The following is a 24,918-nucleotide window of genomic DNA, read 5'->3' on the forward strand; positions in this document are numbered from 1 at the left end:
CGGGATACGTGTACTGGTTCGGGGTAGTCCGCTGGGACGAACTGAAAGCGAAAGCGGAGCCTACACGACCGAAAACGGAAGACGCGATCGAAAAATCGAGTCGGCGTTTCTTACGGACCGGGCTGAGTGATCGGTTCGGGCATGCCGCCGTAGAAGAGCACGCCGATGAGCATCGTGATGACGAACATCCCGCCCCACATCATGGTGGTCAAGCCGACGAGATAGGTCACGCCAAGCACTTGCGATTTGACGTCGCGCGGTTTGCCGACGAACCAGGCGATGAGCATTATGTAGACCGGAACCAGGATCAACGCGAAGATGACCCAAGTCCCTTCGTTGACGAACCCGGTGAACCCGCTGGTCCCGTCGTAGCCGTGATACAGGAGCGTCGAAGCGAGACTCATGCTTTCACCTCCTCTGGTTTGGCCTCGGTTGGTTCTTCCTGGCCGTGGTCATCACGAAGGTGTTCGATCGCGTGGAGTTCGACCACGGGAACGAGCTTCGAGATATTGAGGAACAGGAGTGCAACGAGACCGGCCGTTCCAGCGAGCGACATGAACTCGATTATGCTCGGGAAGTACTCTCCCGGGGTCGCCGCGTAGATATCGAAGGTCGGGTGCAAGAACCCTTCGACGACGAACAGGATCTTCTCGGTCAGCGTGCCGAGCAAAATTGCACAGCTAGCGATGAGCGCCCGCGTCTTGCTGAACAGTTTTGGTCGGATCCCCTGCAGGAATATGTACACGAGTGTCAGGAAGACCATTCCCATCGCGACGCGATACACCGGATGGGCGATCTTCGCTTCGGCCGCTTTTGACGTGTTTATTGGGCCGAGGAAGACACCGTTGAGGACTGACTGAAGCTGGAACCAGAGGAACAGTAGAGTGAAGAATCCGAGCCAAAGGAGCAGTCCACGGAAGATGTCGTCCGTGATGATATGCTCCCAGTTGTAGGCGCGGCGGAACGCGTACGAGATGATCGTTATTCCGCTGATCGCCGACATGAGCGCGATGCTGAGGAACATTGGTCCCTGAATTCCACCGGTCCAACCTGGCATCGCTGGAAGCAGCGAGAACAACCACGGAATAACACCGCCGTGGAGGAGAAGTGGAGCCATGATGATGACCGCCGCGGCGAGCCACCAGACCATCTTCTCGATGACCTCGTCTTCTTTCTCAGTGTATCCGATCGTCATGATCTTGTACACCGGCTCGAAGTGGTCCGGCAGCTGATCACGCAGTCGGACGACGTCGTATCGCAGCGTCAGACCGAGGTAGGTCGCCGACAGCACGAAGTACGCCGTGATGACGGTAACGTCCCACACCAGCGGCGAATTGTTGACCGTGATGTGGAAGTGACCGAGAACGCTCGTGACCATGCGGTCTGGCCGACCCATGTGGACGAGAATGTAAAACCCGGCAGCCGAGAGTCCGCCGATCGTCGTAATCTCTGCGATACGCGCGACCGGCATGTATCGGTCCATCCCGAGGAGTCGAACGGCGGCCGAGAGGATGATCCCGCCGTGGGCGACGCCGACCCACCAGATGAACGCGCCGATGTACAGTCCCCAGGTCACACCGCCACCGGAGCCCCAGTCGCCGAGACCGGTGACGATCAGTCCCTTCTGAAGCTGATATCCCCACGCGACGAGGAAGGCAACGAGCGCCACCGTCGCAACACCGTACAGGGCGATGTACTTCTTCGTGAACGTGTTTATCGGTCGGAGGATATCCTCCTCGGTAGGGGTCTTGGTGCTCATAAGGACACCCCAAAGTCACCCACGGTCTCCTCTTCGAGAACGTCCATGCGGTTGTCGACGAGCTGGATCGACTCGCCGTTAGCACGCTCGGCTTCTATGTCGCTGTACATGACCGGCGTTTCGGTCTGTTCTGCGTTCGGACCGGGCTCGTTCCCGAAGTAGACGACGTTCGGGTTGGTTCCGATGTCCTCGAGGAGCTTGAAGTTCGAGGAGGGCGACCCCGCGTAGTCGACGAGCGCTCCCTGGGCGGCGTCTTCGTCGGCGCCCTCGAACTCCTCGTCCTCGCCGGGTTCGCTGGCGAGTTCGAGTTCGACGAGGACCTCCTGACTGTCGAGGTCGAGGCCGTGGCTCTCGAGCACGTCGAAGAGATCGAGGATGCTCTGTTCGTACTGAACGGAGTCGGCGTCGTCCTCGCCGAAGTTCTCGGTGACGATCTCCGCCGCCTTCATCACGGTGAGCAGTTCTTCGTCGAGGTCTTCGGCCGCCTCGAGAACGGACTGGAGATCCGAGCCAGCGCCCGAGAGATCTTCCTCGAGTCCGGATGCAGACGGGATAGATTCGCTTATTTCGACGAGCGCGCGACCCCGCGCCGGATTGTTGATGTACCGCTGTGGGTCGCTCGTCTCGCGTTTCATGTCGCCGAACTGGATCGCGTCGGGCGGACAGGCGTCCTCGCAGGCCGTCGTTCCGACCTTCTCCTCGCCAGCGAAACCGTCCTGGCGAGACGGACAGAACGTACATTTGCTCATGACGCCGCGGGGAGCGCGGCTGTCGACCCAGCGACCTCGCTCGTCGACCATCATGTGACCTTCCGTATCGGGGTGGTCCTCCTCGATCTGCTCGGTGGAGATGTCCGGTTCGTCCCACTGGAAGTAGTTGACGCCGTACGGGCAGGCGACCTGACAGTACCGGCAGCCGATACAGACGTCGTAGTCGGTCAGAACCAGTCCGTCGCTGTCCCGCGTGTGGCGGGCCGTCGTCGGACAGACCTTCTCACACGGGGCGTCGGTGCAGTGCTGGCACGGGCGGACGAGCCGGTTTCGGCTGGAGTCCGGACCGTCTTCCTCGTACTGGAGGACGTACATCCAGTTGACGCCCTTGTCGAGGTTGTTCTCACTCGTACAGGCCTGCACACAGGAGAGACAACCGTCACAGCGCTCCAGATCGATCGTCATGCCCCACTGGGTATCGAACTCTTCGGTGGTTTCCGTGGTCCCCGTGTCAGCCGCACTGACGCTGGGTTCCTCGCCGCTTTGGGTGGTTCCCCACGCACCGATACCCATCGCGGCGCCGGCTCCCATCTTCTTCATGACGCCGCGTCGGCTGTCCCCGCCGTCGCCGCCGAGGCCTTTCAGCATCTCGGCGAAGCCGCCGGCGTTCTTCTTGGCTTCCTCGTAGGCCTCTTCTGTCGGCCGGTCGTCCTGGCCGAACTCGTCCATCATCTCGTCGTGGTACTTCTCGTGGAAGTCGGCCTCCGAGAGTTCGCCCTTCGTGACCCGCATGGCATCCTCGGCCATTTTCATACCGAGATCGGTGTCGTACTCGGTATCGTCGAGCATATCTTCGAGGTCGTTCTCCCAGTCCTGTCCGAGCGGGTGGAACGACTCGTCGTCTGCGCTCATCGGGTTAGAACACCCCCGATGTGGCTGTTGAGTTCACGTGCGTTAAACATGTCTGCACGTAATCATATTCGTTCATTTGTGGAACCTCTACACCGTTTTCACCACTAGATGTGTTTCAAGCATCGAGCCGATTGCCAGCGTGCGAGAATTGACGCGAACATGATCGTGTATTTATAACCTACTCCGGGACGATGCCCGATAATTGAACGTTGAGACTACGACGGGAACGAAAACCACTACAGTAACCGCTTACTGCGGCGTAATCGGTTCTTGGGGCGCTGCCGTTTCATCGACACCGGAGAGATCGTCGACGAACTGCTTGACGACCGTCTCTTCTGCCCGGTGAAGCGTCTCGCTGCAGGTGGATTTCGCGATGTCGAGGTGGTCGGCGAGTTCGGTCAACGAACACCGCCGCGGCGTATCGTAGTATCCCTCGTCGACGGCCGCGACCACGACCTCGAGCTGGCGTTCCGAGAGCACCTGTCGATCGTGGGACGCCTCGCGGATCGTCTCGATCCGATACTGGATGCCGAACTGCTCGAGTTGGGTCGCGAGTTCGGCGAGTCGCTGGCGAGTGCCAGTTACCTCGATTGTCGCCGTACCGTCTCGGATCTCGACCGGGAGTTCGATCGGCATCCCCGAATCGCGCGAGGAAAACAGCAACAGCGGCTTCGTCGTTTCGAAATAAACGGTGACGTCGTTCTCGCCGCGCTCTAACGTGGACAGTTCCGTGATCTGGTCGTGTCCGGCCATCGCCTCGAGGACGCCGGGGATATCGGGTCCGGTTACCTCGACCAGCGCGAATCCGGAGTGAGAGCTGGGGACGGCCGCGAGCACGCGAAACATCGACTCCGGGTGTGCGGTCGACACCTGCTGGATCCACGCCTGTTCCGGCAGCGTAATTGCGAGTGTTGCCTGTGCCATGGTGCCCGTTCTCTTCTAGGGTGGGGACTCCGCCTACCAATAGGTTCGGCCCGTTGCAACCAACTGGGAATGATCGAAAGGACGTCTGCAAACGGCCGTTAGCGTCGATAGTCGGTTCGATGACCACCGCCACCGTTATGCAAGCAGGCAAAGAACCTCCGCGATATGAACATCTACACCGGCCGAGGAGACGACGGCCAGACCGACCTGCGGACGATGGACCGGGTGTCGAAAGCGAGCCACCGCATCGAGGCCTACGGCACGGTCGACGAACTGAACGCCGTGGTCGGCACGACTCGCCCCGCCGAATACGACGACCTCGAGTCGAAACTCCGAGAGATTCAGAACCACCTCCACATCGTCCAGGCCGATTTCGCCAACCCCGACCCGGACGAGGACGACCCGAAGATCGAGGCCGAACACGTCGAGCGCCTCGAGTCCTGGATCGACGAGTACGACGAGGAACTCGAGCCCCTGACCTCGTTTATCCTCCCGAGCGGCGGCGACCTCGGCAGCAGTCTCCACTACGCGCGGACGATCTGTCGCCGAGCGGAGCGACGCGCCGTGGCGCTGGCCGGCGAAGAGGAGATCAACGAGACCGCCGTCACGTACCTCAATCGACTCTCCGACGCGCTGTTCGTGTTCGGTCGCGTCGCCAACGCTCGAGACGACGTTCCCGAGGAGAGCCCCACCTACTGAGAGGTCGGTGTCGAACTCAAAGCGCCGCTACAACTCTGCCGGCGGGATGACGGTCAATTCACAGCGGCAATCGGCCGAACAGAACCGACCTTCGATCGCCGACGAACGCCCCACCAGCCTCGGATTCGAGGGCGTCTCCGACGGCGGTCGTTCCCGATCGTTCGGCTCGGGTCGTTCTCGTGCCTTTCGACGTCCATGAACTCGTCTCGAGACAGACACTGAGGAGTACATGACGATTGCTTCGAGTAAGGAGCGTCTACCGGGCGGCTACGCCGGTCGAATAACAACGCTTCGCCAGTTTCCGTACTAGGTTCGTGTGGTGGCAAAGCGGTGATAGGAACGGTTTCGAGACTGGTTCTATCGCGCTACCGGCGGTCGTGCGATTCGTCGGTCGTATCGAAACGCTTACTCCCGACAGGCCGGTGCACTCCTGTATGAGCGACGACGCCGTTACGCCCGAGGACGTTCGCCACGTCGCGTCGCTGGCCCGGGTCGATCTCGCGGACGACGAGATCGAGCAGTTCACCGGCCAGTTCGCGGACATCCTCGAGTACTTCGAGACCCTAGACGAGGTTCCGTCGGTCGACCAGGACGCCGAACTCACGAACGTCATGGAACCCGACGAGGTTCGCGACTCGCTCGACCGCGAGTCGGCGCTCGAGAACGCCCCCGAAACCGAAGACGGCTACTTCAAAGGCCCGAACGTCTCCTGATCATGTCCGAGAATATCTTCATCACCGAGGAGACCCTCGAGGGCGACGAGGACGGCCCGCTGGCCGGAACGACGGTCGCCGTCAAGGACAACATCTCGACCGACGGCGTTCGGACCACCTGCGGGTCAAAGATGCTGGAGGACTACGTCCCGCCCTACGATGCGACGGTCGTCTCCCGGCTCAAAGACGCCGGCGCGACCATCGTCGGCAAGACGAACATGGACGAGTTCGGGATGGGAACGACGACCGAAACCTCGTTTTTCGGCTCCACGGACAACCCCGCCGCGCCCGGTCACGTTCCCGGCGGCTCCTCCGGTGGCTCGGCCGCCGCGGTCGCCGCGGGCGAGGCCGACCTCGCGCTCGGGTCCGATACCGGCGGCTCGATCCGCTGTCCCGCCGCCTTCTGCGGCGTCGTCGGCATCAAGCCGACCTACGGACTGGTCTCCCGGTACGGGCTGGTCGCCTACGGCAACAGTTTAGAGCAGATCGGCCCCTTCGGCTCGAGCGTCGAGGACGCCGCCTCGCTGCTCGACGTCATTGCCGGTCCCGACGGCCGGGACGCGACGACTCGAGAACCGCCACGTGCCGACGGCGCTGCCGACAGCTCCTACGCCGCGGCGGCCGACGGCGACGTCGACGGATTGACCATCGGCGTCCCCACGGAACTGCTCGAGGGCGCAGACGAGGGCGTCGTCGAAACGTTCTGGGACGCCATCGACGACCTCGAGGACCAGGGCGCGACGTACGAGGAAGTCAGCCTGCCGTCGGTCGAACACGCCGTCGAGGCCTACTACGTGATTGCGATGTCGGAAGCCTCCTCGAACCTCGCGCGGTTCGACGGCGTCCGGTACGGCCACGCCGCCGGCGAGAAGGGCGAGAACGACAACTGGAACGAGGCCTTCTCGAAGGCGCGACAGGAAGGGTTCGGCGACGAAGTCAAACGCCGAATCCTGCTCGGAACGTACGCCCTCTCGGCGGGGTATCACGACAAGTACTACAAGAAGGCACAGGACGCCAGAGCGTGGGTCAAACAGGACTTCGACGAGGCGCTCTCGAACGCCGACGTGCTCGCCTCGCCGACGATGCCCGTGCCGCCGTTCGAACTCGGCGAGAGCCTCGAGGACCCGTTGACGATGTACCTCGCGGACGCCAACACGGTGCCGGTGAACCTCGCGAACCTGCCCGCGATCTCGGTGCCGGCGGGCGAGACCGACGGGCTCCCGGTTGGGATCCAACTCGTCGGACCAGCCTTCGGCGAGCGCGAGATTATCCGGGCCGGCAGCGCGCTCGAGTAAGCACGTCGACCGAACGGCGACTCGAGTTGCGGTCTCTTGTTACCGATCGTCCACCGCTCGACGACGATCCCACTTGGTGACGAGCCCCGCTCGAGCGGTGCTCGTTACTCGAGGGATCCCCTTACTCGAGTGACTCCCCTTCGACCGGACAGCCACAGGGGTAGGCGGTGCGGTGGGTCGGGACGAGTTGGATGACGGTGGTGACCGGGCGTCCACATCGCGGGCACTCGGGCGGGGACGACGGCGGGTCGTCGGACACCCGGACGCCGCGGTTCGTCACGGCGAGCGAGACGCCCTGTACCTCGAGGCGAACCTCGATCGCACTGTCGGCGGACTCGAGCAACCGGGCGAGCGCTTCGGGATCGATTTCTCGGCCGAGCTGGTAGGACTCGCGAGGAATGCCCTCTTTCTCGAGCGTGCGGACGATTTCGAGGACCAGACTGTTCGTCGATGTCGTCATGGCTCGCGCTCACCCTCGAGTGCGTGTGTTATCGCTAACGATGAGTACACAACTGCTGGCGGTCGTTGACTTCGATTCGTCTGTCGGACGGGATGTTTAAGCCCGCGGAGAAGATATCCAATCATGGCAACCAAGCCGCATCGGTTTGGAAGCCACGTCTCGGGTGCTGTAACCACCCGGGGCATTTCAATACAAAACGCCCCCGTGCCGCGGAGTGTGTGGCTTCCATTCGACCCAATGCCCTGTAGTGTCATATAACTACTGTTTCTGGCCGGGAATAATGTGTCACGAAACGTGCAGGGATGCAGCCAAGTTGTAGAGTACAGCCGCTGGGATGCTCGAGAACACCACTATCGCTGGCAACTATGATTTCCACACCCTCCCCACCCGATTCGCTCACTCGTACCCTCGTTCGCTCATCCCTCGCACGACTTTCGATCACGGGTCGCAGATAGCGACCCGCTCCTGAGCGCGCGCCGCCGCACGTGGTTTCCTCGATATAGCTCTCCCTCGTTGCTGTCTGGACCCGCGGTTCAGAAGTGGCTGAACGGGTGGCCCTCGTCGACGGCGACGACTCTCCGTCTCGAGAAACAGACGCGGCTACCAGCTATCGACAGTCGGCGGTGCTGAAAGAAACGCTCGCGTCAGTCCTGATACGCGAGGTTCATGATCCACTGCGAGAAGGCGTCGCTGTTGGGGTCTACCTCCTCCTCGCCGATGAACGGCGAGAGCATGTCGCCGGCCATCAGGAGTCGGAAGTCCAGATCTCGAGCGGTCGGCGTGATGTAGTAGGTGTTGTGCCCGTTGTACACCGTATCCTCGCGATCGACGAGTTCCTTTTCGACGAGCGATTCGATGATCCGGCTTCCCTTCCGCGAGGAGACATCCAGTTCCTTCCAGAAGTCGCTCTGGTGAATCCCGCCCGTCTCCCTGACGAGTTCGAGTCCCGCCCGTTCGTCCGCGGAGAGTTCGGCTTCGGCGCTCGAGACGCTCACAGTGCCCACCTCGCGAGCGTGCTCTCGGCTACAGACGGATGTGCGCGCATACCACATAGACGGTGGGCGAGGCGCTTAAATGTGGCCTTCGCGGTCGCCGCTGGGGCCGTCTCTCTCACGGTCGAGGGACACGTCCTCGTAGGGCGTCCGACACGGCGGTCCGTCCGCGAACCTATAGGTCGGGGACTCGCCGAGGGCGATGATCGAGGACGACCGCGTGCCGAACCCGTCCCGGTGGATGCAGACGCCGTACTCGTGATCGCCCAGCACGTCACCGGCGCGCTCGAGCCACTCGTCGACGGATTCTGTCGAGTCCACCGCGAGTTCCTCGCGAACCGCTCGGGCGTTGGCCGCCTGCGCTCGAGCCGCGTCCGGACGGGTCGGCGGTACGTCGACGAGGTCGTCGACGGCGACGTTGACCACGACGTGGACGCCCGGTTCGAACTCGCGGCGCTCGAGTCGGCCGTCCCACGTGTCACAGAACGCTCGCTCGGCGTCGGCGACGACGAGGTTGAACCCGTCGTACTCGTGCTCGTCTGTCGTTGCCTCGATCGTCCGCGCCGCTTCGGTCGCCGATTCGGCCTCGAGCACGTCCCCGACCAGCAGTCCTCGAGATCGGTCGCCGGCCAGCTCCGCGCCGGTCCAGCGGTTCGTGATTCCGGCGAAGACGCCGTGCTCGTTGTACCCGATCCAGGTCCCGCCGGCGTCGGTATCCCGCGGGGCGATCACCAGCGGCTCCTCGCGGTAGACGTCGGGTGGGCTCGAGGGCCGCTCGAGGGCTTCGTCCCTGTTCGCCGCGACGGCGACGGGCGCGTCGTCGAAGACCTGCCAGGCGAGTGTCAGCGTACACACGAGCGGAGATACGTCTTCGCACCCTATATGTTACTCCCTAACCAGCAACCGAAGCGACTACTCGAGGGACGCCACGTCCGTTCCCTCATCCCGGAGGAGCTCCCGGACGACCTCGCGGTCGACGGTCCCCGAGGCCGTCCGCGGGAGTTCGTCCGCGAAGCCGATCGTCTTCGGCCGCTTGAAGCCGGCGAGCCGGCCGTCGCAGAACTCGAGCAGGTCGTCAGCCGTCACCGCAGCCGGTTCGGTGGGGACGACGAGCGCACCGACGCGCTCGCCCCATTCGGGGTCCGACAGGCCGACGACCGCGGTTTCGTCGACCTGCGGGTGGGCTCGAAGGACGTCTACGACCTCGCCGGGATCGACGTTCTCCCCGCCGGTTACGATGCGGTCGCTCCGCCGGTTCAACACCCAGAGTCGCCCCTCCCGATCTCGGTAGCCGATATCGCCGGTGTGGAGTCCGTGCGCTCCGAACGCCGCGTCGGTGTGGCCCGCCTCGAGATAGCCCGGTGTCACCGTCGGTCCGGAGACGACGATCTCGCCGGACTCGCCGGGCGCGAGCGGCGTCCCATCGTCGCCGACGACGGTTACGTCGGTCACGACGAGCGGCTGACCGACGGTTCCCTCGTGCGAGCGCGCCTGTTCTGGCGTCGCCGTCGAGATCTGGGACGCCGCCTCAGTCATCCCGTAGGTCGGATAGGCGGGAACGCCGGCCCCGCGCGCCCGCTCGAGCAGTTCGTTCGAGGCCGGCGCGCCGCCGAGCAGGACGAACCGGAGCGAATCCGGCTCGCGCCAGCCCGCCTCGAGCATGCGCGTGAGCATCGTCGGGACGAGCGAGACGCCGGTGACGTCGTATTCCTCGACGACTCGAGCGGTTTCCACCGGATCGAAGTCGCGCTGGACGACGAGCGCCGTCCCGTAGAGCGCCGACCGAACGACGGGCGCGAGCCCGCCCATGTGGTACATCGGCAGACAGCAGAGCCAGCGATCCGAGGGGAGGACGCCGAGGCGGAACGCCGACGCGGTCGCGCTCGCGAGGAGGTTCCCAACCGTCAGCCGAACACCCTTCGGCTCGCCGGATGTTCCGGAGGTGAACATGATCAAAAATGGGTCGTCGCGCTCGAGCGAAACCGGGTCGGGAGCCGCCGCGGCCCCACCGTCCTCCTGAGAGAGCGAGCCAACAGGCTCCGGCGTCGAATCGGACGGCCTATCGACGGAGAAGATCGGACGGTCGGTGCTCGAGGCCGCCAGCGATTCCGTCTCCGCTTCGCAGATCACGGCGTCGGGGTCCGTCCGCTCGAGTTTCGACGCCAGTTCGGACGGCGTTTCCCGGACGTTCAGCGGCACGAGGACGCGGCCGGTTCGCATCGCGGCGAAGACGAGGCTCGCGAACGCGGGGCGGGTCTCCATCAGCACGGCGACGCGGTCCGATGATGCACCAGTGTCGTCGGAACTCTCGAGACGAGGTGTCTCGAGGGCCGACTCGAGCGCGCTCGCGAGTCGATCGACGCGGCGGTCGAACTCGCGGTAGCTCCAGCGCTCGTCGCTCTCGACGTCGATCACGGCGGTCCGCTCGGGGGACGTTTCTCGGCGATGTGTCAACGGATCCCTCGTCGGCCAGTCGGCGGTCGAACGCATTAGCCAGATCAGAGGCCCGAAACCCCAAGACCCTTCGCCTGCGGGACGACCGCCGACCCGTTCTCGAAGAGGACGGGATCGCGCGCCAGATCCTCGGCGAGCAACTCGCCCGTCGCGAGCCCGCAGGCCGGCAGCTCCGGCACCGACGCGGCGAGGTGGACGGCACCCGTCCGGGCGACGACGGCGTCGATCGTCGTCGTCACGATGGGGGTTATCTCGAGTTCCTGCACCCACGCGGTGATCTGTTGTGCTACGTCGATCCCCCCTAACGCCATCGGCTTCAGGACGATCGCATCGGCAGCGCCGGCCTCACAGATCGCGTCGACGCCGTGCTCGAGCAGCCCCTCGTCGAGCGCGATATCGACGCCCCGGCCGCGCAACGCCGCGTGTCCGGAGAGCGCGCCAGCCGGAAGCGGCTGCTCGAGGATCGAAACGCCGTGGTCGGCGAACCCGTCGATCGCAGACTCGGCTTCCTCGACGGTCCAGGAACCGTTCGCGTCGGCTCGGAGTTCGACCTCCGGCCCCGCTGCGTCTCGAGCGCGCCGAACGCGTTCGACGTCTGTCTCGACCGAACGGACGCCGACTTTGAGTTTACAGCAGTCGAACCCGCGAGAAACGGCGGATTCGACCGCATCGGCGGTCTCTTTCGGCGTTCCGTCGCCGATCGTCGTATTGACTGGGACCCGGCCAACGAGTGCATCGTCGCCGAGGTGCTGGTACAGCGGCGTCGCCTCGCGAGCGGACCTGAGATCTGCGACCGCGAGCGTCAGGCCGTGCCGGGCGGCGACGCGGTCGTCGACTTCCTCGATCGCCCCGCTCAGCCCCGCCTCGGAGATCGTCTCTTTCGCCCGCTCGAGGGCGTCTTCGCACGCCTCGAGCGACTCCGTCCATCCCGGGAGCGGGGTCGCCTCGCCGTAGCCGACCGCGTCGCCGTCGGTCAGCTTCACGAGGAATCCCTCGCGCTCGTCGATCCGCCCGTGAGCGGTCTCGAGCGGCGACTCGAGCGGGAGCGAAAAGCGCCGAAGCGAGAGCGTCGGCGTCATCCGAGCACCAGCCCCGCCGCGAAGAGGATTGAGAAGATCGTGAGCAGTTTGCCCGTGCTCTCGAGCGCTGGATTGAGCGCCTTTCCATCGGTTCGCGTGAGCATCGTCCGTGTGATCATCGCGGCGTAGGGAATCGTCAGCAGCGGCAGCAAGACCGCCGGTCCGAAATCCGCCGCGAGCCAGAACCAGATCGGAATCGCGAAGGCGACGGCCAGCAGCGCGACGAACTCGACGCGACTCCAGCCGTAGCCGAGCCGGACCGCGAGGGTGTACTTACCCGTCTCGCGGTCGGTCTCCCGATCTCGAACGTTGTTTACCACGAGGATCGCCGTCGAGAGGCAGGCGACCGGCAAACTCGCGATAAAGGCGGTCGTCGTAACCGTCCCGTCCGGTATCGAGGTCGTCAGCGGATCCGCGAGGTGCGTGGCCGCCTGCACGTAGAAGGTTCCCATCACAGCGACGACGCCGAAGAAGAGGAAAACGAACAGATCCCCGAGTCCGTGGTAGCCGAGCGGGTAGGGGCCGCCCGTGTACGCCCAGCCGCAGAAGACACTCACGAGGCCGACGACGAGGATTGGGAGGCCGCCGACGTAGACCAGGTACGTCCCGACGAGGATCGCGAGCGCGAACGTCGCAATCGTCGCGAGTTTGACTTGATCGGGCTCGATCAGCCCCGACTGGGTCACTCGAGTGAACCCCTCGCGGTCGTCGGTGTCCGCCCCCTTCTTGGCGTCGTAGTAGTCGTTCGCGAAGTTCGTCCCCACCTGGATCAGCGCCGCTCCAACGAACGCAAGCAGCGCCGGAAGTGGCTCGAAGACGCCCGCCTCGAGCGCGAGGCCGACGCCCACGATGACCGGCGCTGCGGCCGCCGGCAACGTCTGGGGCCGCGCGGCCATCACCCAGGCTTTCGTCCGCGAAACCGCTGCCGTACTCATTACTCGAGTGTCCCACTTCAGGAAGTGTCAACGTTGGCATTGCGGTCGAACGTTCGACCGACTCTCGTCGATCGGCGCGCTGAGAAGATGGACGGCTCGATTTCGGGCGGATCCGGCCGCTTAGTACTGCCAGGGGAACTCCGAAAAGTCCGGCTCTCGCCCCTCGACGAACGCGTCGCGTCCCTCCTCGGCCTCGTCGGTCATGTACCCGAGTCGAGTCGCTTCGCCGGCGAAGACCTGCTGGCCCACCAGCCCGTCGTCGGCCATGTTGAAGCCGTACTTGAGCATCCGCATCGCCGTCGGGCTCTTGGCGTTGATGCGCTCGCCCCACTCGAGGGCCGTCTCCTCTAGCTCCTCGTGTGGGACGACCTCGTTGACCATCCCCATCTCCTCGGCCTCTTCGGCGGAGTAGGTCTTCCCGAGGAAGAAGACCTCTCGAGCTTTCTTCTGCCCGATCTGTTTCGCGAGGTAGGCCGAGCCGAACCCGGCGTCGTAGCTCGCCACGTCGGGATCGGTCTGCAGGAACTTCGCGTGTTCCTCGCTGGCCAGCGTGAGGTCGCAGACGACGTGCAGGGAGTGCCCGCCGCCGACGGCCCAGCCGGGGACCACGCAGACCACGACCTTCGGAATATGCCGGATGAGTCGCTGGACCTCGAGGATGTGCAGGCGACCCTGCTCCGAGGCGCGTTCCTCGTCGCCCTCGTACTGGTAGCCGTCCTCGCCCCGAATCGTCTGGTCGCCGCCCGAACAGAACGCCCAGCCGCCGTCCTCGGGAGAGGGGCCGTTCCCGGTCAGCAGAATACAGCCGACGTCGGTTTGTCGTTTGGCGTGCTCGAGTGCGTCGTAGAGTTCGTCGACGGTCCCGGGTCGAAACGCGTTGCGGACTTCGGGCCGGTCGAACGCGATCCGGACGGTTCCGGAGTCGACAGCCCGATGGTAGGTGAGATCGCGGAAGTCGAACTCCTCGATCGGTTCCCACCGCTCGGGGTCGAAGTGATCTGAAACCATGTCAGAAACTGGGACGCTCGCGGTGAAATAGGTTCGGCTCGCCCGATGGGAGGACCTACCGGATTATCTGATTTATGAGCGTGAAAATCGCCACGCCGACGAGCACGGCACCGCCTGCGATAAGCCCACCGAGTATGGCTTGCGCGGCTGTTGACGCGACGAAGTGTGGAACGACGCTATTCGCAGTCAACCCACCGATTCCAGCAAAAGCGCCGCAAACCAGTGTCATACCCACCTTCCCCTGTTTGTCCCAGGTTTCGGAAATCGCCGCTCTGAGTGAGTCCATACGACGTATTGTCTTCTCGAACACATATATTTTTACACACTACTGGGTGCGGCGTACAGTAGCATTCGACAAAACGAACGCGAGATGAATCCATGGTACGCCCGTAACTGATACAGACTCATACGCCGTCCTGGCTACAGACGATCTCGAACGCGCTCTGCGAGCGCTTCGCGCCGTCGGTGACTCGCCTCCGCGTCGAACTCGAGGTGGAGCACCTGCGTGCCCTCGCTTCGGACCGACTCCCGGTATCGAGCCGCGAAGTTCTCGGGGTCGACAGTCTCGAACTCGAGGCCGTAGAGCTCCCCCAGCGGCTCGAACTCGAGGCCGTGGGGCGTCTTGAACTGGTCGGTAAAGGGCGGGTCGAACTCCTCGATGGGGAGCATGTGGAAGATGCCGCCGCCGTCGTTGTCGAGGACGACGATCGTCGCGTCCACGTCGCAGCGCTCGATCGCGAGCAGCCCGTTCGAGTCGTGATAGAACGCCAGATCGCCGGTCACGAGCACCAGCGGGTCCTCGGTCGCGCTTCCCGCACCCAGCGCCGTGCTGGTGATACCGTCGATCCCGCTCGCACCTCGATTTGCGAGCACCGTCAGCGCCGCCGCCCGCGGCCGCCCGAACCGATCCGCGTCCCGGATCGGCATGCTGTTCGAGACGAAGATCGAGGCCGGATCCGGCGCGTCGGAAAAGACCGTCGAGAGGATCGAGCCCTCGAGCGGTTCGGTCGTCTCGCTCCCCGGGTCCACCGGTCCTTCGTGAACTCGCCAGTGCGTTTGCTCCGCGGTCGCGAACCGCTCGGGCCACGCTTCCTCGGTCGTTTCTCGTCCGGCGCTATTCGCGAGTTCCTCGAGTACCCCGTCGAAGACCGCCGTCGGTTCCGCGCCGATCAGATCGGTCGCGGCGAACGTTGCTTCTCTCCACTCCGCGGCGGGATCGACGAGGAACTGCCGCGCCGAACTGTCGGCAAGATACTGCCGGAGCGGCTTTGACGTCGGCGACGCACCGAACCGGAGGACGACGTCGGGTGCCGGCAGCGTCTTCACGTACGTATCGTAGCCGCCACAGACGGTCGGGCCGTCATTGGAATCCTCGAGGTGCGAGCCGAACCGAAGCCCCGAAAGCGGATCTGCGAGTACTGGCGCGTCGACCGCCCGCGCGAGCGTCATGACTACTGCCGGGTCGACGCCGCGAGAATCGTCGCTCGAGAAGTTGGCCGGATCCGTCGGGCCGGCGACGACCAACGGCCGCGCTGCGCTCTCGAGTTCCCGCGCGATCGTCTGGCAGTCCGCCAGATCGGGCGTCATTCGCCCCTGAGTGGTCCGGACGTACGGCCCGTCTCGACCGCTTTCGGCCGGCGTCCCGGCGAAGGACTGGGGGATCGACTCCGATACCTTGGTCGGCTCGAGCGGTTTCTGGAACGGACAGTTCAGATGCACCGGGCCGGCCGGCGTGCCGGTCGTCGTCGCGAGCGCTCGAGCCGCCGTCGTTCGAAGCGAACGCGCGCGTCGACGTTCGGCCCTCGGTTCGGGAAGTTCCGCGTACCACCGAACTGCGTCGCCGTAGAGTTTGACCTGGTCGACGGTCTGGTTCGCCCCGCTATCTCGCAGTTCCGGTGGGCGATCCGCCGTCAGAACGAGCAGCGGGACGCGCGCCTGATTCGCCTCGATGACGGCCGGGTGGAAGTTCGCGGCCGCGGTCCCGGAGGTACAGACCAGCGCGGTCGGCTCGCCGGTTCGTCGGCCTCGCCCGAGCGCGAAAAACGCCGCCGATCGCTCGTCCAGATGCGAGAAGACCTCGATATCGGGATGGCGGGCGAACGCGACCGTCAGCGGCGTCGATCGACTTCCGGGCGCGATACAGACCGCCTCGAGTCCGCCCGCCGCTAACTCGTCGACGAGCATGCGCGCCCACAGCGTCGATTCATTCGGTGCGCCCGTCATTGGAGTTCGTCGAGAATCGGTCGGAACTTGAGCTGTACTTCGTCCCACTCGTCTGCCGGGTCGCTGTCCGCGACGATCCCGTTGCCCGCAAAGAGCGTCACCGATCGATCGGCGGTCACTGCCGATCGGATCCCGACCGCGAACTCGCCGTCGCCGTTCCCGTCGAACCAGCCGACGGGCGCGGCGTACCAGCCCCGATCGAACGACTCCGTCGATCGGATCGTCTCCCAAGCCGCCGACGGCGGTACCCCGCCGACCGCGGGCGTCGGGTGGAGCGCCTCGACGATCTCGAGTACGTGTCGATCCCCCTCGAGCGTCGCCGTGATCGGCGTCCGCAGGTGCTGTATCGTCGCCAGCCGCCGAACCGTTCGCTCGGACGCCGTCACCGACTCGGCCAGCGGATCGAGCTGTTCGCGGATCGCCTCGGCGACCAGCCCGTGTTCGTGCCCGACTTTCTCGCTGTCTCGTAACGTTTCGGCGAACTCGTCGTCGGCCGCGGGGTCGTCGCCTCGCGGTGCCGATCCAGCCAGCGCCTCCGTTTCGACCGTTCGGCCCCGCTTCGCGACGAGTCGCTCGGGCGGCGTCCCGAAGAAGGTCCCGCCCGTCTCGTGGGCGAAGGAAAACCGATAGCAGTTCGGGTACGTGCGGCGCAACCGCTCGAGCGTCGCCGGGACGTCGACCGTCCCGTCGAGGCTCGCCGTCAGCGACTGTGCGAGGACGACTTTGATGAGCTCGCCCCGCTCGATCCGATCCAGCGCGGTCTCGACCTGCTCCGTCCACTCCGCCGGCGTGGTCGAACGATCGGTCCGATCGACGCCGGGACCGTTTCCGCTCGGGCGCATCGCGGGGAGTTCCTCGAACCGCGCGTGGGCCCGCTCGAGGCGTTCTGCCACCTCATCTTCGCTCGTGGCGGTCGCCGTGAGCCAGACGCCGTCATCGCTTCGCGTAACCTGAACGGCGGGGATGACAAACGATGCCGCGTCGAATCCTTCCCACGGGCCGGTCGGTTCGTGACCGTCGTGAAAGGAGAGGCCGCCGAACGCTCGTGGTCGAGCGATTTCCGGCCCGTCGAACTCAAGGGTGTCGAACGCCTGCCCCGCGTCGGATCGAAGTTCGTCGAATCTCTCCGGCCCGCTCGCTCGAAATCGTTTCGCGACGCCAGTTCCGGCGACTTCGAGTCCGTCGGGAGCCGCCCACTGGAGGCGCGGCTTGCCTTCCGCGTCAACTATGGCACCGAACGAGACCTCCTCGAGTTCGCGGCTCGCGCTGTAATATGCGGATGCGTCTCGCTCGAGCGTTCCTGTTACCTCCCGTCCACCCGACGGTCGCTCCATCGACCACCCATCGGGACCCGCGTGCCTTCAGCCTAACTATATCGTTCCTCACGCCACGGATTCGCCGTCTCCGAGTAGCCCCGACGCTCCCAGTAGCCGGGTTCGGGGTCGGTCAGGAACTCGACGCCGTCGACCCACTTCGCCCCCTTGTAGGCGTATTTGTGAGGGGTGACAACCCGGAGTGGCCCGCCGTGGTCTCGGGGCAGGGCCTCGCCGTCGAGTTCCCAGGCGAACAGAACTTCTTCGCGCATGCACGCCTCGAGCGGGAGGTCAGTCGTGTAGTCGTCGAGCGCGGAGAACAGCACGTGGACCGCATCGTCGGCGACGCCGGCGCGGTCGGCGAGCTCGAGGAACGGGACGCCGGTAAACTCCCGATCGAACGTGCTCCAGCCGGTCACGCAGTGGAAGTCCTGTCGCTGGGTTTCGGCGGGGAGCGCCCGAAATTCGTCCCAGGAAAAGGACAATTCGTTCTCGACGGCTCCCGTGACGCGAAACTCCCACGTTTCCGGGTCGAACGGCGGCGTGCCGCTCTTCGAAAGGACCGGAAACGCACTGGTTTCGCGCTGGCCCGGCGGGAGTCGGTCGTCCCCGAACTCGCGGTAGCAGTCGGTGACGTCTTTCATGTGCGAGCCTTGGCCTCCGGACGGGTAGCTCTACCGCTCGAGACCGATTTCCCGTTCGAATAGATCGTCTCAATCGTGAGATTTTGGATCGTGGTCGCGTGGGTTCGAAACAAAAACTTCGCTCCATGGCCCACGGAACCGGCGAGGTAATGGGACATTCGGCGGACGATGCGGCCCTCGAAAACGATTCGAAACGGTTCTCGAGTCGGTCAACGCGGGGGTTCCGCTCGCAACCCTCGCCACGAATTAGTACGGTCTCGAAGAGCGTGTTGTTGCATGGCTTCGAAACAAGAACTGGGAGCGGAGCGCGTTTCCGGAACGCAAGCACAGGATGTCGGCGAACAGGCCCTCGGCCCGGCGTTGCTGGCGTCGTTGGCGTCGGTCGGGTTGTCGTTGTACTACTACTTCGTTCGCGGCGAGCGCGAGCGCGGGATCTTCGTCGGTCTCTGGCCGCCGACGATCCTCGCGTTCGCGAGTTACTTCAACCAGCGGCGTATGCGCGAACAACTCGAGATGATCACTCAGCCCGGGTCGACCATCAAGAACACCATCGACTCGATGATGGGTAACAAGTAGCTCCGAGAAACGAACCGAGATACCGACTGCGGTCCACTTTTCCGAGATCCTCCGACACGCGGGGCGGACTGTCGTGGATTCTCTCCCGGACGACGGTGCGGATCGCCGGCGGCGGAGACGACCCCCCACCGGTAGACAGGCGAGAGGGGCCACGCCGTTTTGGCGCCCCTCGTCGTTTCGGCCGGTATCGTTCGACCGTTCCCAGGCGTGCACAATCCCCGTCAAACCTAAATACCCCCTTGCCGAAACGCGAATCAGATGCCGAAAGTAGAGATCACCATCCCAGAACACCTCGAGATGCAGATCGCGCAAATGGTCGAGCGCGGTGAGTTCGTCAATCGGGAGGAAGCGATCGAAGACCTCCTCTCGACAGGTATCAAGGCCTACAAGACGAGCGGACCGATGGACGAAGACGAGACGGGCGGCGGCCTCGAAGACGACGGTATGATGGGCCACGACGACGAGTACGTTTTCTAGCTCGTTTTCGACGCGTCCCCTCAGAGCGCCAGCAGCGGCACGCCGTAGCCGACGGCCAGTCCAACCGCGAGGACGACCGCGCCGATTGCGGCGTTTTTCGCGGGAAAGTCGCTCATCGGTGCGGTCGTCCGTTCGGCCTCGAGATTGTGGCCGACATCGGCGCCCGAGTCGTCCGTCGCAGGTTCGCTGTCGTCTGCCATATCGAGCGTTTTCGGTCTCGATCACTTAAGCCCTCCTACGTGCGCGGGCGCGACCAATTTTTTGTCGAAACCATCAAACGCCGGTCGCTCCAACACCAGACCATGCTCACCAAACGAGTGATTCCCTGCATCGACGTCGACCTCGACGAGGACGGCGATCCGGCGGTCTACACCGGCGTCCACTTCGAGGACCTCGAATACACCGGCGACCCCGTCGAGATGGCCAAAGCCTACAACGAGTCCGGGGCCGACGAGTTCGTCTTCCTCGACATCACCGCCTCCGCGGAGGGTCGCGAGACGATGCTCGACGTCGTGTCTCGAGTCGCCGACGAAGTCTTCATCCCGCTGACCGTCGGCGGCGGCATCCGAACGACCGAGGACATCAAGGAGACGCTTCGCGCCGGGGCCGACAAAGTCTCGATCACCACCGGCGCGCTCGAGCGGCCCGAACTGGTCAACGAGGGCGCTCGCGCGTTCGGGAGCCAGTGTATCGTCATCAGCGTCGACGCCCGACGCCGGTACGACGAGGCCGGCGAGAACTACGTCGAAGTCGACGGCGAATCGTGCTGGTTCGAGTGTACGAAAAAGGGCGGCCGCGAAGGAACCGGCGTCGACGTCGTCGAGTGGGCCCGCGAGGTCGAATCTCGCGGCGCGGGCGAGCTGTTCGTGAACTCGATCGACCGGGACGGGACGAAAGACGGCTACGATCTGGCCCTTACCTCGGCCGTCTGCGAGGCCGTCGATACGCCCGTGATCGCCTCGTCGGGCTGTGGCGGTCCCGAACACATGTACGACGTGTTCACGGAAGCTGACGCGGACGCCGGGCTCGCGGCCTCTATCTTCCACTTCGACGAGTATTCCGTCGGCGAAGTCAAAGACTACCTCGCCGAGCGTGACGTGCCGGTTCGACAGTAACCTCCCCGAGCGCTTGCGGGACGCTGATTCGACAGTAACCGCCTCGGGCCCTCGCGAGACGGTAATTTCGTCTTCTCGAAGCGCAGAATCGGCGCGGTGAACAGCCGGAATTCGTCTCGAGTCGAAACACGATGTAATCTCGAGTCGCATTCGCGACCCGTTCTCGAATCTGTTTCGCGATGCGATCGCAAGTCGAATCCCCAATACAGTATCCTTATGCTCGCGCGGCCGACCGCTACTAACAGTGACCTGGCGGTGTGCGTGGTGTGGCAAACCGCACGAATCCGATGATCCGCCCTGTGAGCGATGCGGATACAACTCGTTCAACCGCGCGGACGACGCCGGGGACGAGGCTGGCCGCGGGGACGCCTCCCCGACCTACGTCTGGGCTTGTACGAACTGCGGCCGCGAGCACGTGCGCAACTCGCCGCCCTGCGCTCGCTGTGGTAACCACACGCTCGAGCGAACCGAACAGACGTTCGACGAGAGCGACCGGGATCTCGAGGGTGCGAGCTGGCTCGAGGTCGCAAAGCCCTACTCGCCGGTTATCGCCGTGTTCGTCATCGTCGTCGCGCTGTTCGCCACCGGCATCGTTCCGCTATCAGTAATTCCGGGCATCGGAACCGACGTTCCGGGCGAGGCCACCGAGGCCAATGGCATCGATCTCGAGGAGACGGCGCTGCTGGTACACGACCGGCTCGCAGACGAGCGAGCCGCGGCCGGCGAAACCGAGACCGCCGACGGGACGGGTGGCGGAGCGGGCCTCGAGTACGATCAGGGCCTCGAGGCGTTCGCGACGGCCGAAAATCAGCGCCTCGTCGTGGGCGCGTACACCGACGACGACGGCGGCGACCGGACCGACCCGTCGGAGTTTGATCTCTCCTGTGAGAGCGGCCCCCGCGGAGTCCAGATTCTCGCCCAGGACTCGATCGACGCGTACGATACCGAAGCGGCGCTCGCGGACGACCTCGCGGAGAACCTCCTCGAGGCGTTCGACTCGCGGGGAATCGAGCGGGACGACCACGACGCGGAAGGAATCGACGTCCACGTCGGCCCCGACGGAGCGATACTCGCGGTATACGTCGGCTGCTGATTTGGACCGCCCGAATGCCGACGGACCCGCCACTCTCGAGGCGTGAGTTCTCGGCACAGAGGCCTCTTGGCACAGAACGACCCAACGCAGAAGAGCCTCGAATCGAAATCAGACTGCCGCTTCGAACGCGTTTCGGAACGACGTCGTCTTCTCGCGGACGGTCCCGGCGCTCTCCTCGAGCGCGTCGATGGGGTCGACGCCCGGTTCGGTCTTGATCGTCAGGATCGGGTCAGTCTGTCCGCCGGACTGCTCCGGATTCACGTCGTAGGTCGCCGCGGCGACGTTTTCCTGCTCGAGGAGCGTCCCTTTGAGCACGTTCATGAACGTGTGATCCTCGCCGCCGATCTCGATCGAAAGCTCGGTCTCCGTGCGTTCGGTGACCCGCAGTTCCATACGATTTCATCCGAGCGTCACGTGCTTGTACCTTTCGAAGACGCCGCTCGATCAGCCGCTCGAGCCGTCGCGGCGACGGCGGGACATAAACCCTATACCACTTCGCTCACAGGACAGAGATATGAATCCGATCGGGGCCGTGCTGGCCGTCGTTCTCGCGGCGACGTTCGTCGGCTCGATAGCGGCTCTCAAAAACGTTCACGACCCGGAGCAGCCGTGGGGAGACGTTCTCCGGTCCCGATTTGTCTACGGCGTGCCGTGGGGGACCGTGCTCGTCCTCGCGTTCGTCCTCGCGTTCTACCTCTTCGTTCAGGACGGCATCTCCGAGTTCTCCGATCCGGTGTCGATCCCGTATCGGGCCTATTCGTACTACTACCCGCTCGGAATGCTTTCTGCCTCGTTTGCACACGCGAGCGCCGGACACCTCCTCAGCAACGTCTTCGGTGCTGCGGTCGTCGCCCCGATCGCCGAATACGCGTGGGGACACTACCCGAACGGGCGCGATTCGAGCGAGCACGATTCGAACGGACGTGATTCGAATACACGCGACGACCGGTCTTCGAGGACGCTGTGGAAGACTCCGTGGGTTCGGGCGGTCGTGATCTTTCCGCTTACCGTACTCGCGCTCGGAATCGTCACGAGTCTGTTCGCGCTCGGCCCGGTGATCGGGTTCTCCGGCATCGTCTTCGCGTTCGCCGGGTTCGCTATCGTCCGCTACCCGATCCCAACGGTTCTGGCAGTTCTCGGCGGCCAAACCGTCCTCATGACGACCTACGATGCGCTTTCGACCCCGATCGGTCTCTACGTTCCACAGGCCAGTCCCGCCACGGCGCCGTCGTGGGCGAACGTCGCGATTCAGGGCCACGCGCTCGGATTCTTCGCCGGATTCGTCCTCGCCGCGATACTGTACAGGCGACGCCAGTATCGACCGAACCCGCTTTACCTCTGGATCGCCGTCCTGTTCTTCGCGTTCGAACAGGGCCTCTGGCAGATCTACTGGTACGGCGACCAGAACTCGTTTTACCTGTTTCAGGGCCCCGGAATCGCCATCGTCACCGGACTGGCGCTCATCGTCACCCTCGCGGTCACCGCCCCCAATCGGCCGGCCATTCCCGCGTCGATTCGGGAGCGTTTCGCCCGATCGGACGAAGCGAAACGCGAGATTCGCGCGGAAGCGCGGATCGACCGCATCCTCGAGCTGGCGGGCTCGAGCCGATCGTCGACGCGGGACGCGATCGAGCGGGTCGAGGCGATGGCTCGAGGAGTGGGACCGAGCGGTTCGAAACCGTTCGCGGCGGTCAGCAAGCGCCACGTCGCGTTCCTCGTGATCGTTGCCGTCGTCGCGCTCATCGCCGGGCCGGCGATTCCGACCAAACTGTTCGTCATCTCGGGCGAGACCGGCTCCGAAGACGCGTCGATCTCCGTCGCCGATTACACGATCGAGTACGTCGACGGGGCGGAAAACGAAATCGTCGGCGTCATCGACGTCGGCGCGTTCGGACAGGACACCAGCGTCGAATCCAGCGGCGTCGTCGTCTCGAGCGAGAAACGACACCTCTGGCAGGAGTCGATCACGGCCCAGCAACTGGCCTTTACCGGCGAGGAGACGGTATCGGTCGGCGGACCGGGCTGGCGCGAGACGGTTCGCGCCGAACGAACCGGCTGGACGCCGACGGGGAACGATCCGGTCTACCAGATCTGGCTCTCCGAGGACGAGGGGGACGAACAGCTGGCGTTTACTTCCGAGTCCTCGCAGGCCGACGTTCGCATCGACGACCGGACCATTACGGTCGATACGGACGACGAGGCGTTCGTCCTCGAGGTGGCGCGAACCGACGCCGACGGCAACCCCGTCGGGACGTCGACGGTCGAGATTCCCGAGCGGAACGAAACGGTTCGAGCCGGCGGGATCGAGTTCGAGCGCGAAGAGGGGGCGATCTACGCGAAGACGGGCGGGACGGTGGTTCAGATCGCGAGCGAGGAAGAATACGGTCGAATGAGGTGAGGGGGACTCGGAAACGGAATTCCGACGGACGATCGATCTCCGACCGTCCGTGAGGGCGCCGTCACGACACCGTGTTCGAGGTCGGATCAACCGCGCTCGAGTCCCACTCGATCCGGAACACTTCGGCCTCGAGCGTGCGCGTCTCCTCGGTGTGGAACTCGAGTCGGTTCGAAAGCGAGAACGCGGCGCGAAACGCGTGAGTGACCGTTCCTCCGGTATCGTTCGCGTAGGACTCGACGAACTCCTGGCTCCCCTCGTTGTGGATCGTATAGGAAGTGTCGGCGATCGAACTGGCCGTCTCGAGAAAGTCGCGATCGGCGTGGCGGTTGCCTCGCTGTGCGCCGAACGGCGGGTTCGAGAGGACGGTGACGTCGTTGACCGCAAGCGGGTGTCGGGTGACGTCGCCGCGGATCCACTCGATCGGCGGCCGCTTCGACGGACTCGCACTCGAGTCGGAATCGGCAGCGTGGTCAGAAAGGACGGACCGGGCGTTTTCTCGAGCGAGCGCCAACGCGTCCTTGTCCACGTCGATTCCGACGACTCGCCCAGCGTCACAGAGAGCGGCTCCGATAGCGAGCATTCCGGTTCCCGTCCCGAGATCGACGACGGTTTCGCCGGCCAGATCGCCCTGTAACGCGGCGAGATGACAGACGTGCGAAGCGACCTCCGCCGGGGTGAGATACTGCTCGAGATCGGCCGACGGCGTCCGGAAATCGTCGACGTCTTCCAGCCGGCGAGCGAGCGTTCGTCGCTGTGGCACGGGCATCGAACGGGCAGACGCCGGCCGCACACAAAAGATTTCCAGATCGGTCGAAGCCGTATCGTGACACGCTCGACGACGTGACGTTCGAGCGCCCGTGTCGAGCGGAACCGCCGTTCGATCGATCGACGGCTGAGATAAAGTTAAGAACGTGCCGTGACAGGAACCAATATGGAGGAGTGTCCACGATGTTCGTCTCCGCTCGAGCGCCTGTCGCTCGCCGACGTGACGACGGTGACGTGTAGCCATTGTGGGTACGCAGACGTGCCGGTCGAACACGAACGCGAGTTCCCGGAACTCGAGTCGTGGGGGGACGCGTTCAACCGATTTTACGACGCGCTCGAGGCTGCCGACGACGAGTAGTCTCTCGCAGTATTCT

General features: G+C 64.4%; 27 protein-coding genes. 9 read left to right on the top strand and 18 right to left on the bottom strand.

Features of this window, described 5'->3' with window-relative positions; translation table 11 throughout:
* Positions 1–110: 110 nt before the first annotated feature.
* The 4 genes from BM348_RS07305 to BM348_RS07320 all read right to left on the bottom strand — a co-directional run bounded on the left by BM348_RS07305 (position 111) and on the right by BM348_RS07320 (position 4,305).
* A complete protein-coding gene (locus tag BM348_RS07305; RefSeq protein ID WP_092903355.1) occupies positions 111–404 on the bottom strand; it encodes a hypothetical protein in 294 nt (97 codons plus the stop codon).
* Entirely contained in the window at positions 401–1,759 is a 1,359-nt protein-coding gene (gene nrfD / locus BM348_RS07310; RefSeq protein WP_092903357.1) for an NrfD/PsrC family molybdoenzyme membrane anchor subunit, read from the bottom strand. The genes BM348_RS07305 and nrfD overlap by 4 nt, the downstream gene beginning before the upstream one ends.
* Positions 1,756–3,381, bottom strand: coding sequence for a 4Fe-4S ferredoxin N-terminal domain-containing protein (locus tag BM348_RS07315; RefSeq protein ID WP_092903359.1), 1,626 nt, complete (start codon positions 3,379–3,381; stop codon positions 1,756–1,758). Before BM348_RS07315 ends, nrfD begins: the two co-directional genes overlap by 4 nt.
* A 249-nt stretch (positions 3,382–3,630) precedes the next feature.
* Entirely contained in the window at positions 3,631–4,305 is a 675-nt protein-coding gene (locus tag BM348_RS07320) for a helix-turn-helix domain-containing protein (RefSeq protein WP_092903361.1), read from the bottom strand.
* Positions 4,306–4,470: 165 nt separating this feature from the next.
* Here BM348_RS07320 and BM348_RS07325 point away from each other — a divergent pair, with 165 nt between their 5' ends.
* The 3 genes from BM348_RS07325 (at position 4,471) to gatA (ending at position 7,012) form a co-directional block, all read left to right on the top strand.
* Entirely contained in the window at positions 4,471–5,004 is a 534-nt protein-coding gene (locus BM348_RS07325) for a cob(I)yrinic acid a,c-diamide adenosyltransferase (RefSeq protein ID WP_092903364.1), read from the top strand.
* Positions 5,005–5,438: 434 nt separating this feature from the next.
* Entirely contained in the window at positions 5,439–5,717 is a 279-nt protein-coding gene (gene gatC / locus BM348_RS07330) for an Asp-tRNA(Asn)/Glu-tRNA(Gln) amidotransferase subunit GatC (protein WP_050051348.1), read from the top strand.
* Positions 5,718–5,719: 2 nt separating this feature from the next.
* On the top strand, positions 5,720–7,012 hold the full coding sequence (gene gatA / locus BM348_RS07335) for an Asp-tRNA(Asn)/Glu-tRNA(Gln) amidotransferase subunit GatA (protein WP_092903366.1): 1,293 nt from the start codon (positions 5,720–5,722) through the stop codon (positions 7,010–7,012).
* 121 nt (positions 7,013–7,133) lie between these two features.
* On the opposite strand, the gene BM348_RS21230 is transcribed toward gatA, so the two are convergent.
* The 11 genes from BM348_RS21230 to BM348_RS07390 all read right to left on the bottom strand — a co-directional run bounded on the left by BM348_RS21230 (position 7,134) and on the right by BM348_RS07390 (position 18,120).
* Positions 7,134–7,472, bottom strand: a complete 339-nt coding sequence (locus BM348_RS21230) for a hypothetical protein (RefSeq protein WP_175507069.1) — start codon at positions 7,470–7,472, stop codon at positions 7,134–7,136.
* A gap of 644 nt (positions 7,473–8,116) precedes the next feature.
* Positions 8,117–8,467 carry a helix-turn-helix transcriptional regulator gene (locus tag BM348_RS07345; protein ID WP_050051203.1) on the bottom strand — a complete coding sequence of 117 codons (351 nt, stop codon included), beginning with the start codon at positions 8,465–8,467 and terminating at the stop codon, positions 8,117–8,119.
* Between the two features lie 75 nt (positions 8,468–8,542).
* Positions 8,543–9,319, bottom strand: coding sequence for an NRDE family protein (locus tag BM348_RS07350; protein ID WP_092903368.1), 777 nt, complete (start codon positions 9,317–9,319; stop codon positions 8,543–8,545).
* A 57-nt stretch (positions 9,320–9,376) separates the two neighbouring features.
* The gene (locus BM348_RS07355) at positions 9,377–10,954 is read right to left on the bottom strand and encodes a class I adenylate-forming enzyme family protein (RefSeq protein ID WP_092903370.1); all 1,578 of its coding nucleotides are present in this window, start codon (positions 10,952–10,954) and stop codon (positions 9,377–9,379) included.
* An 8-nt stretch (positions 10,955–10,962) separates the two neighbouring features.
* Positions 10,963–11,997: an o-succinylbenzoate synthase gene (menC, locus tag BM348_RS07360; RefSeq protein WP_092903372.1), complete on the bottom strand. Its 1,035-nt coding sequence runs from the start codon at positions 11,995–11,997 to the stop codon at positions 10,963–10,965.
* A complete protein-coding gene (locus BM348_RS07365; RefSeq protein ID WP_092903374.1) occupies positions 11,994–12,932 on the bottom strand; it encodes a 1,4-dihydroxy-2-naphthoate polyprenyltransferase in 939 nt (312 codons plus the stop codon). Before BM348_RS07365 ends, menC begins: the two co-directional genes overlap by 4 nt.
* Positions 12,933–13,052: 120 nt before the next feature.
* Positions 13,053–13,940, bottom strand: a complete 888-nt coding sequence (locus BM348_RS07370) for a 1,4-dihydroxy-2-naphthoyl-CoA synthase (protein ID WP_092903376.1) — start codon at positions 13,938–13,940, stop codon at positions 13,053–13,055.
* A gap of 55 nt (positions 13,941–13,995) precedes the next feature.
* Positions 13,996–14,226, bottom strand: coding sequence for a hypothetical protein (locus BM348_RS07375; protein ID WP_092903378.1), 231 nt, complete (start codon positions 14,224–14,226; stop codon positions 13,996–13,998).
* A gap of 134 nt (positions 14,227–14,360) precedes the next feature.
* The gene (gene menD, locus BM348_RS07380) at positions 14,361–16,163 is read right to left on the bottom strand and encodes a 2-succinyl-5-enolpyruvyl-6-hydroxy-3-cyclohexene-1-carboxylic-acid synthase (RefSeq protein ID WP_092903380.1); all 1,803 of its coding nucleotides are present in this window, start codon (positions 16,161–16,163) and stop codon (positions 14,361–14,363) included.
* Positions 16,160–17,497, bottom strand: coding sequence for an isochorismate synthase (locus BM348_RS07385; protein WP_092903382.1), 1,338 nt, complete (start codon positions 17,495–17,497; stop codon positions 16,160–16,162). The genes menD and BM348_RS07385 overlap by 4 nt, the downstream gene beginning before the upstream one ends.
* Before the next feature lie 32 nt (positions 17,498–17,529).
* The gene (locus BM348_RS07390) at positions 17,530–18,120 is read right to left on the bottom strand and encodes a sulfite oxidase-like oxidoreductase (RefSeq protein ID WP_092903384.1); all 591 of its coding nucleotides are present in this window, start codon (positions 18,118–18,120) and stop codon (positions 17,530–17,532) included.
* A 276-nt stretch (positions 18,121–18,396) separates the two neighbouring features.
* On the opposite strand from BM348_RS07390, the gene BM348_RS07395 reads away from it, so the two are divergent.
* Together BM348_RS07395 and BM348_RS07400 are read left to right on the top strand one after the other, a co-directional pair.
* Complete coding sequence (locus BM348_RS07395; protein ID WP_092903386.1) at positions 18,397–18,696, top strand: hypothetical protein; 300 nt, start codon at positions 18,397–18,399, stop codon at positions 18,694–18,696.
* Between the two features lie 258 nt (positions 18,697–18,954).
* Positions 18,955–19,173: a ribbon-helix-helix domain-containing protein gene (locus tag BM348_RS07400; protein WP_092903388.1), complete on the top strand. Its 219-nt coding sequence runs from the start codon at positions 18,955–18,957 to the stop codon at positions 19,171–19,173.
* Between the two features lie 20 nt (positions 19,174–19,193).
* On the opposite strand, the gene BM348_RS07405 is transcribed toward BM348_RS07400, so the two are convergent.
* Complete coding sequence (locus tag BM348_RS07405; protein WP_092903390.1) at positions 19,194–19,373, bottom strand: DUF7550 family protein; 180 nt, start codon at positions 19,371–19,373, stop codon at positions 19,194–19,196.
* Between the two features lie 102 nt (positions 19,374–19,475).
* Between BM348_RS07405 and hisF the strand changes: the two genes are divergently transcribed.
* Positions 19,476–20,288: an imidazole glycerol phosphate synthase subunit HisF gene (gene hisF, locus BM348_RS07410; RefSeq protein ID WP_092903682.1), complete on the top strand. Its 813-nt coding sequence runs from the start codon at positions 19,476–19,478 to the stop codon at positions 20,286–20,288.
* A gap of 244 nt (positions 20,289–20,532) precedes the next feature.
* On the top strand, positions 20,533–21,381 hold the full coding sequence (locus BM348_RS07415) for a hypothetical protein (RefSeq protein WP_092903392.1): 849 nt from the start codon (positions 20,533–20,535) through the stop codon (positions 21,379–21,381).
* 108 nt (positions 21,382–21,489) lie between these two features.
* Here BM348_RS07415 and BM348_RS07420 read toward each other — a convergent pair whose 3' ends face one another.
* A complete protein-coding gene (locus tag BM348_RS07420) occupies positions 21,490–21,774 on the bottom strand; it encodes a DNA-directed RNA polymerase subunit L (protein WP_050051189.1) in 285 nt (94 codons plus the stop codon).
* A 121-nt stretch (positions 21,775–21,895) separates the two neighbouring features.
* Here BM348_RS07420 and BM348_RS07425 point away from each other — a divergent pair, with 121 nt between their 5' ends.
* A complete protein-coding gene (locus BM348_RS07425; protein ID WP_092903394.1) occupies positions 21,896–23,779 on the top strand; it encodes a rhomboid family intramembrane serine protease in 1,884 nt (627 codons plus the stop codon).
* Between the two features lie 61 nt (positions 23,780–23,840).
* On the opposite strand, the gene BM348_RS07430 is transcribed toward BM348_RS07425, so the two are convergent.
* Positions 23,841–24,545, bottom strand: a complete 705-nt coding sequence (locus BM348_RS07430; RefSeq protein ID WP_092903396.1) for an METTL5 family protein — start codon at positions 24,543–24,545, stop codon at positions 23,841–23,843.
* A 165-nt stretch (positions 24,546–24,710) separates the two neighbouring features.
* Between BM348_RS07430 and BM348_RS07435 the strand changes: the two genes are divergently transcribed.
* A complete protein-coding gene (locus tag BM348_RS07435; RefSeq protein WP_092903398.1) occupies positions 24,711–24,902 on the top strand; it encodes a hypothetical protein in 192 nt (63 codons plus the stop codon).
* Positions 24,903–24,918 lie beyond the last annotated feature (16 nt).

Source organism: Halostagnicola kamekurae, from assembly GCF_900116205.1.
Lineage (GTDB): Archaea > Halobacteriota > Halobacteria > Halobacteriales > Natrialbaceae > Halostagnicola > Halostagnicola kamekurae.